The organism is Luedemannella flava, from assembly GCF_039528515.1.
GTDB classification, from domain to species: Bacteria; Actinomycetota; Actinomycetes; order Mycobacteriales; family Micromonosporaceae; genus Luedemannella; species Luedemannella flava.
The window spans coordinates 1-4,219 of sequence record NZ_BAAALT010000158.1 but is presented as its reverse complement, the minus strand read 5'-3'; the positions used below and the strand labels follow the sequence as shown (position 1 = coordinate 4,219).

Annotated in this window: 6 protein-coding genes and 1 pseudogene; 4 read left to right on the top strand and 3 right to left on the bottom strand. The window is 73.0% G+C overall.

Annotated features, from left to right (window positions below):
- A partial coding sequence (locus tag ABD211_RS23010) for a MalT transcriptional regulator family protein (protein ID WP_486336261.1) occupies positions 1 to 743 on the bottom strand: 743 nt, incomplete at its 3' end.
- 216 nt (positions 744 to 959) lie between these two features.
- Between ABD211_RS23010 and ABD211_RS23005 the strand changes: the two genes are divergently transcribed.
- From ABD211_RS23005 to ABD211_RS22995, 3 genes are all read left to right on the top strand, one after another.
- Positions 960 to 1,100: a hypothetical protein gene (locus tag ABD211_RS23005; RefSeq protein ID WP_344135656.1), complete on the top strand. Its 141-nt coding sequence runs from the start codon at positions 960 to 962 to the stop codon at positions 1,098 to 1,100.
- Entirely contained in the window at positions 1,064 to 1,549 is a 486-nt protein-coding gene (locus ABD211_RS23000; RefSeq protein ID WP_344135653.1) for a hypothetical protein, read from the top strand. Before ABD211_RS23005 ends, ABD211_RS23000 begins: the two co-directional genes overlap by 37 nt.
- 76 nt (positions 1,550 to 1,625) lie before the next feature.
- Positions 1,626 to 2,492, top strand: a complete 867-nt coding sequence (locus tag ABD211_RS22995) for a hypothetical protein (RefSeq protein WP_344135650.1) — start codon at positions 1,626 to 1,628, stop codon at positions 2,490 to 2,492.
- Between the two features lie 57 nt (positions 2,493 to 2,549).
- On the opposite strand, the gene ABD211_RS22990 is transcribed toward ABD211_RS22995, so the two are convergent.
- Both ABD211_RS22990 and ABD211_RS22985 read right to left on the bottom strand, forming a co-directional pair.
- Complete coding sequence (locus tag ABD211_RS22990) at positions 2,550 to 3,266, bottom strand: maleylpyruvate isomerase family mycothiol-dependent enzyme (RefSeq protein ID WP_344135647.1); 717 nt, start codon at positions 3,264 to 3,266, stop codon at positions 2,550 to 2,552.
- A 16-nt stretch (positions 3,267 to 3,282) separates the two neighbouring features.
- Positions 3,283 to 3,885: a TetR/AcrR family transcriptional regulator gene (locus ABD211_RS22985; protein ID WP_344135644.1), complete on the bottom strand. Its 603-nt coding sequence runs from the start codon at positions 3,883 to 3,885 to the stop codon at positions 3,283 to 3,285.
- 104 nt (positions 3,886 to 3,989) lie between these two features.
- Between ABD211_RS22985 and ABD211_RS22980 the strand changes: the two are divergent.
- A pseudogene (locus tag ABD211_RS22980) lies at positions 3,990 to 4,219 on the top strand (hypothetical protein); the annotation flags it as partial.

Sequence of the window (4,219 nt, the reverse complement as noted above, 5' to 3'; positions counted from 1 at the left end):
AGGTCGTCATCCTGGCGACGGTGCCGGGCTTCACGGCCCGTGTCCGCCAGCAGGCGCAGGGTCTGCTCGGCACGCCGGTGCCCCAGCGTGCGGCACAGGTCGGCGGTGACCGGCCCGATCGCGGCCGCGTCGCGCAGCAGGCCCAGCGCCGGGCCGGGCAGGCCCGCGAACACCTCGGCCGTGAGGAACTCCGCGACGGCGGCGCCGGGTTCGGCCAGCTGGTCGACGACATCGTCGCGGTCGGTCAGATCCTCCGCGCCGAGGCGCACCAGCGCGGGCCAGCCGTCCGTGGCCGCGTGCAGGCGTTCGGCGAGCGTGGCGTCCCACACGTCGTGCTCGTCGCGCAGCAGGGCGGCGACGTCGTCGGTGCTCATCGCGAGCCGGTCGGGGCCGATCTGGCCGAGCAGCCCGCGACCGCGCAGGCGCGTCACCGCCGGGCCCAGCGGCCACCGCGTCGCGATCGCCAGGCCGGCCGCGTCCGGCCGTTCGCAGGCCCACGTCAGCAGGCCCGCCGCCTGGTCCCCGGACAGCGCGGGCACGTCGTCGAGGACGAGCCAGCGAGGTCCGTCGTGGTCGTCGTCGCGGGGCGCCGCCGGCATCCCGTCGGTCAGGCTCCACCCCGTCATCCAGTACGCCGTACCGGCCGGCCACCAGGTGCGCAGGGCCGTCGTCTTGCCGTACCCGGGCGCGGCGACGAGCAGCAGGCACCGCCAGCGGTGCAGCGCGTCGGATGGCATACGCACCGGTCTCCTCCCGAGGTAAGGGCTCACTGTCCACGATGGGCAGTGCCGGAAGCGGTCGGCAACGCGATTACGGAAAGCGGATAGCACCGCGTCCATGAGCCGACCATGACGCGCCCGTGAGGCCCGTGCCGAGACTGGCCGTGTCCTGGCGGCAGTCGCCGGGTGAGGATGAGGGGATGGGTCAGATCGCGGCGGTTGGCCGCCGTGGTCGTGGTCGTGAGTATCGGGGTGGTCCTGGGGGTGGCCACGCCCGCGCGGGCGGGCATCTCCGGCCGGGTGTTCGTGAGCGAGGTGAGCGGGGAGGATTCGGCGGCGGTCAAGTGGGCGATCGTGTCCTGCCCGGCGGCAAGAAGGTGATCGGCGGCGGCGCGGAGGTCAGCGGCGGCGGCGGCGAGGTGCTGCTCACCGGCATGTATCCCCTGAATACCGCTGTGTACGCGGACGCCCACGAGGACCAGTGGAGCAGCACGACGATGTGGAGTCTCAAGGTCCACGCGATCTGCGCGGATCCGCTGCCCGGCCGCGAGTACGTGTCGGAGCGGAGCATCACCGCACGCTTCGACAAGGGGACGACCGTCGTCTGTCCGGCGGGTAAGAGCGTGGTGGGCAGCGGCGTACTGGTCTATCCGAACGGCGGCCTGGTGTCGATCCAGACGCTCAATCCCGGTTCCTACAACGGTAGCGAGTTCGTCGCGGTGCGCGGCGCGGTGGACGACCCGGCATACATCGACAGTTGGCGCATCGATGGCGTTCGCCATCTGCGTCAGGATGTTGGGCGCCGTGTCGCTGCCATGAGCCGGCCGTGACGCGCCCGTGAGGCCCGTTCCGAGACTGGCCCTGTCCCGGCGGCAGGCGCCGGGCGTCGGGAGTGAGGAAGCCAGCATGAGGAGATGGGTCGGGCGGCGCCGGGCGATCGGCGCCGCCGCGGTCGTGGTGCTCGGGGCGACCGGGGTGGTGCTGGGCGTGGCGGCGCCGGCGCACGCGGCCATCCCGGGCCACGAGTTCGTCAGCAACGGCAGCGGGTGGAGCAGCTCGTCGGTCAAGTCGGCGGTGGTGACCTGCCCCGCCGGCAAGAACGTCATCGGTACGGGCTGGTCGATCGGCACCACGTCCAACGACATTCACGTGGCCGAGGTGCGACCGACCGCCACGACCGTGACGGTCGTCGCCTACGAGGATCAGGACGGGTACACCGGCGACTGGTCCGTCACGGCCGAGGCGGTCTGCGCCGACCCGTTGTCGGGCTGGGAGATCGTCAGCGCCACGACGGTCGCGACGACCACCGCCGCCGACCGGGTGATGCTCGCCGTGTGTTCGGCGGGCAAGCAGGTCCTCGGCGCCGCCGGCGAGGTGGTGGGCGGCGGCGGGCAGGTGCTGCTCGACGGCGTGGTCCCGTACACCAACTCGGTCGCCGTCTCCGGACACACGGACGGGTGGGGCTCCACGAACATCTGGAACCTGCGGGCCTACGCGATCTGCGCGGATCCGGTGCCCGGGCACCAGATCGTGCTCGACTACAGCGGCACCACGACGGCCGACAAGAGCAACACGGCGTCCTGCCCGGCGGGTACGAGCGCGCTGGGCGGCGGGGCGGTCGTCATCCCGAACGACGGCAAGGTGTCGATCCGCAGCATGAGTCCGGGCGCGTACGCGGGCACCCACTTCGTCTCGACCTACGGCATGGAGGACGACCTGGGCTGGAGCACGTACTGGCGTGTCGACGCGTACGCCATCTGCGCCACGACGTAGGTCTGACGGCGTGCGGGGCCGGTCACGGCGACGTGGCCGGCCCTGTCGCCGTGCCGGTCAGAGCCACGCGGGCAGGATGACGTCGGTGGGGGAGGGCGCACCCGCCCGGCCGCTGACCCAGCCGACCAGCTGGGCGGCCGTCCCGGTCACCTCGGTGGGCGCGACGCCCGGCGGCCCGAACCGGACCGTGTCGCCCCGGTCGAGCGGCACGAGCAGGACCGGCGGGCAGTCCGGGTGTTTCGACAGGCTGCCCGTGACGTCGTCGATCAGGGCGTCGACCAGCGGCGCCGGGATGTCGTCGAAGCTCACGTCGGCGGCCAGGTCCACGGCGTGCAGCCAGACCTCGCGCACCCGCAGCCACGGGATCCGGGCGGCCGGAAACTCGAGGCCGCTCGCGCCACGCACGGTCGCCCGCCGGGCTGTGTCATCCAGTGTGGACAGTGCGGCGGTCAGCCGGGACGCAGTCGTCACGAGGTCCTCCCGCAGTGCGGCGGGGCGCAGGACCGCCGAGGCCTCGATGTCGGCGTCGCGGCTCTCGCGGCTCGCGTACATGGGCGTCTCGACGCCGGTCGCGGCCCACTCGCACAGCCGCGTCAGGCCCTCGGCGTTGCGGGCGACGTGTCCGATGACATGTGCCCGGGACCAGCCGGGCAGCAGGCTGGGCGCCGCGAACGCGGCGTCGTCGAGCCGCGCGACCGCGTCGGTGAACACCGCCGTGCCCTTACGCATCCAGGGCAGCGTCGCCCCCTGATCCAGGGTGTCCAGTCTCCCCACCTCCCCGGCAGCGATCCTATGGCCTCGCGGCGGTGGCGAAGAGGGATTCGAGGCCGGCCCGGTACGTCGCCGGGTCGGGCACGCCGATGAGGATGCGCTGCAGCGCGTACCCGGGCAGGAGCGCGAACAGCACGGAGCCGACGGCTTCCGGGTCGCTGCCGGCCGGCAGGTCGCCGCGGGCGACGGCGGCGGCGGCGAGCGCCACCATGCGGGCGCGCAGCCGGGTGTAGACCCCGTGGACGAACTCGGCCAGCGCCGGGTCGCGCAGCGCCTCGGACCAGACCTGCACGGCGATCCGCAGGGCGCCGTCGGGGCCGGTGTGCGGGGCGGCCAGTTCCACGGCCCGCCCGACGGCGTCCTGAAGGGGCAGCGGCGGCTCGGTCGCGACGATCTCGTCGAAGCCGGCCATGATCTGGCCGATGACCTGCTCCGCGAGCGCCATGATCAGGTCGTTCTTGCTGGGGAAGTAGCGGTACACCGCGCCGATGGACAGGCCCGCCTCGCGCACCACGTCGTTCATCGACGTGGCGTGGAAGCCGTTGTGCAGGAAGCAGGCCCGGGCCGCGTCGAGGATCTGCTGGCGGCGGGCGGCGAGGTGGGCGTCGGAGACCTTGGGCACACCGCCATTGTAAAACGAATGCTCGCTCTTGACGGAGAACGGCACGGGGTTCAGGATGATTTAAAAGAACGATCGCTCGTTTTATGCTCCGGAAGGGAGCCGACATGTCCCATCCGACGCCTCCGCCGCTGGCCCGCGCGGGGCTCATCGCCGCCGCCGTCGTGGTCCTGCAGGCCCTGCTCGTCACCTGGTTCGTCTGGCCCGCCGCCAACCTCGAACCCCGCGACCTGCCGGTCGTCGTCGCCGGCCCCGCGCCCGCCGCCGCAGCCGTCGCCGACCAGCTCGACCGCGCCAGGCCGGGCGCCTTCGAGGTCACCACCGTCGCCGACGCGGC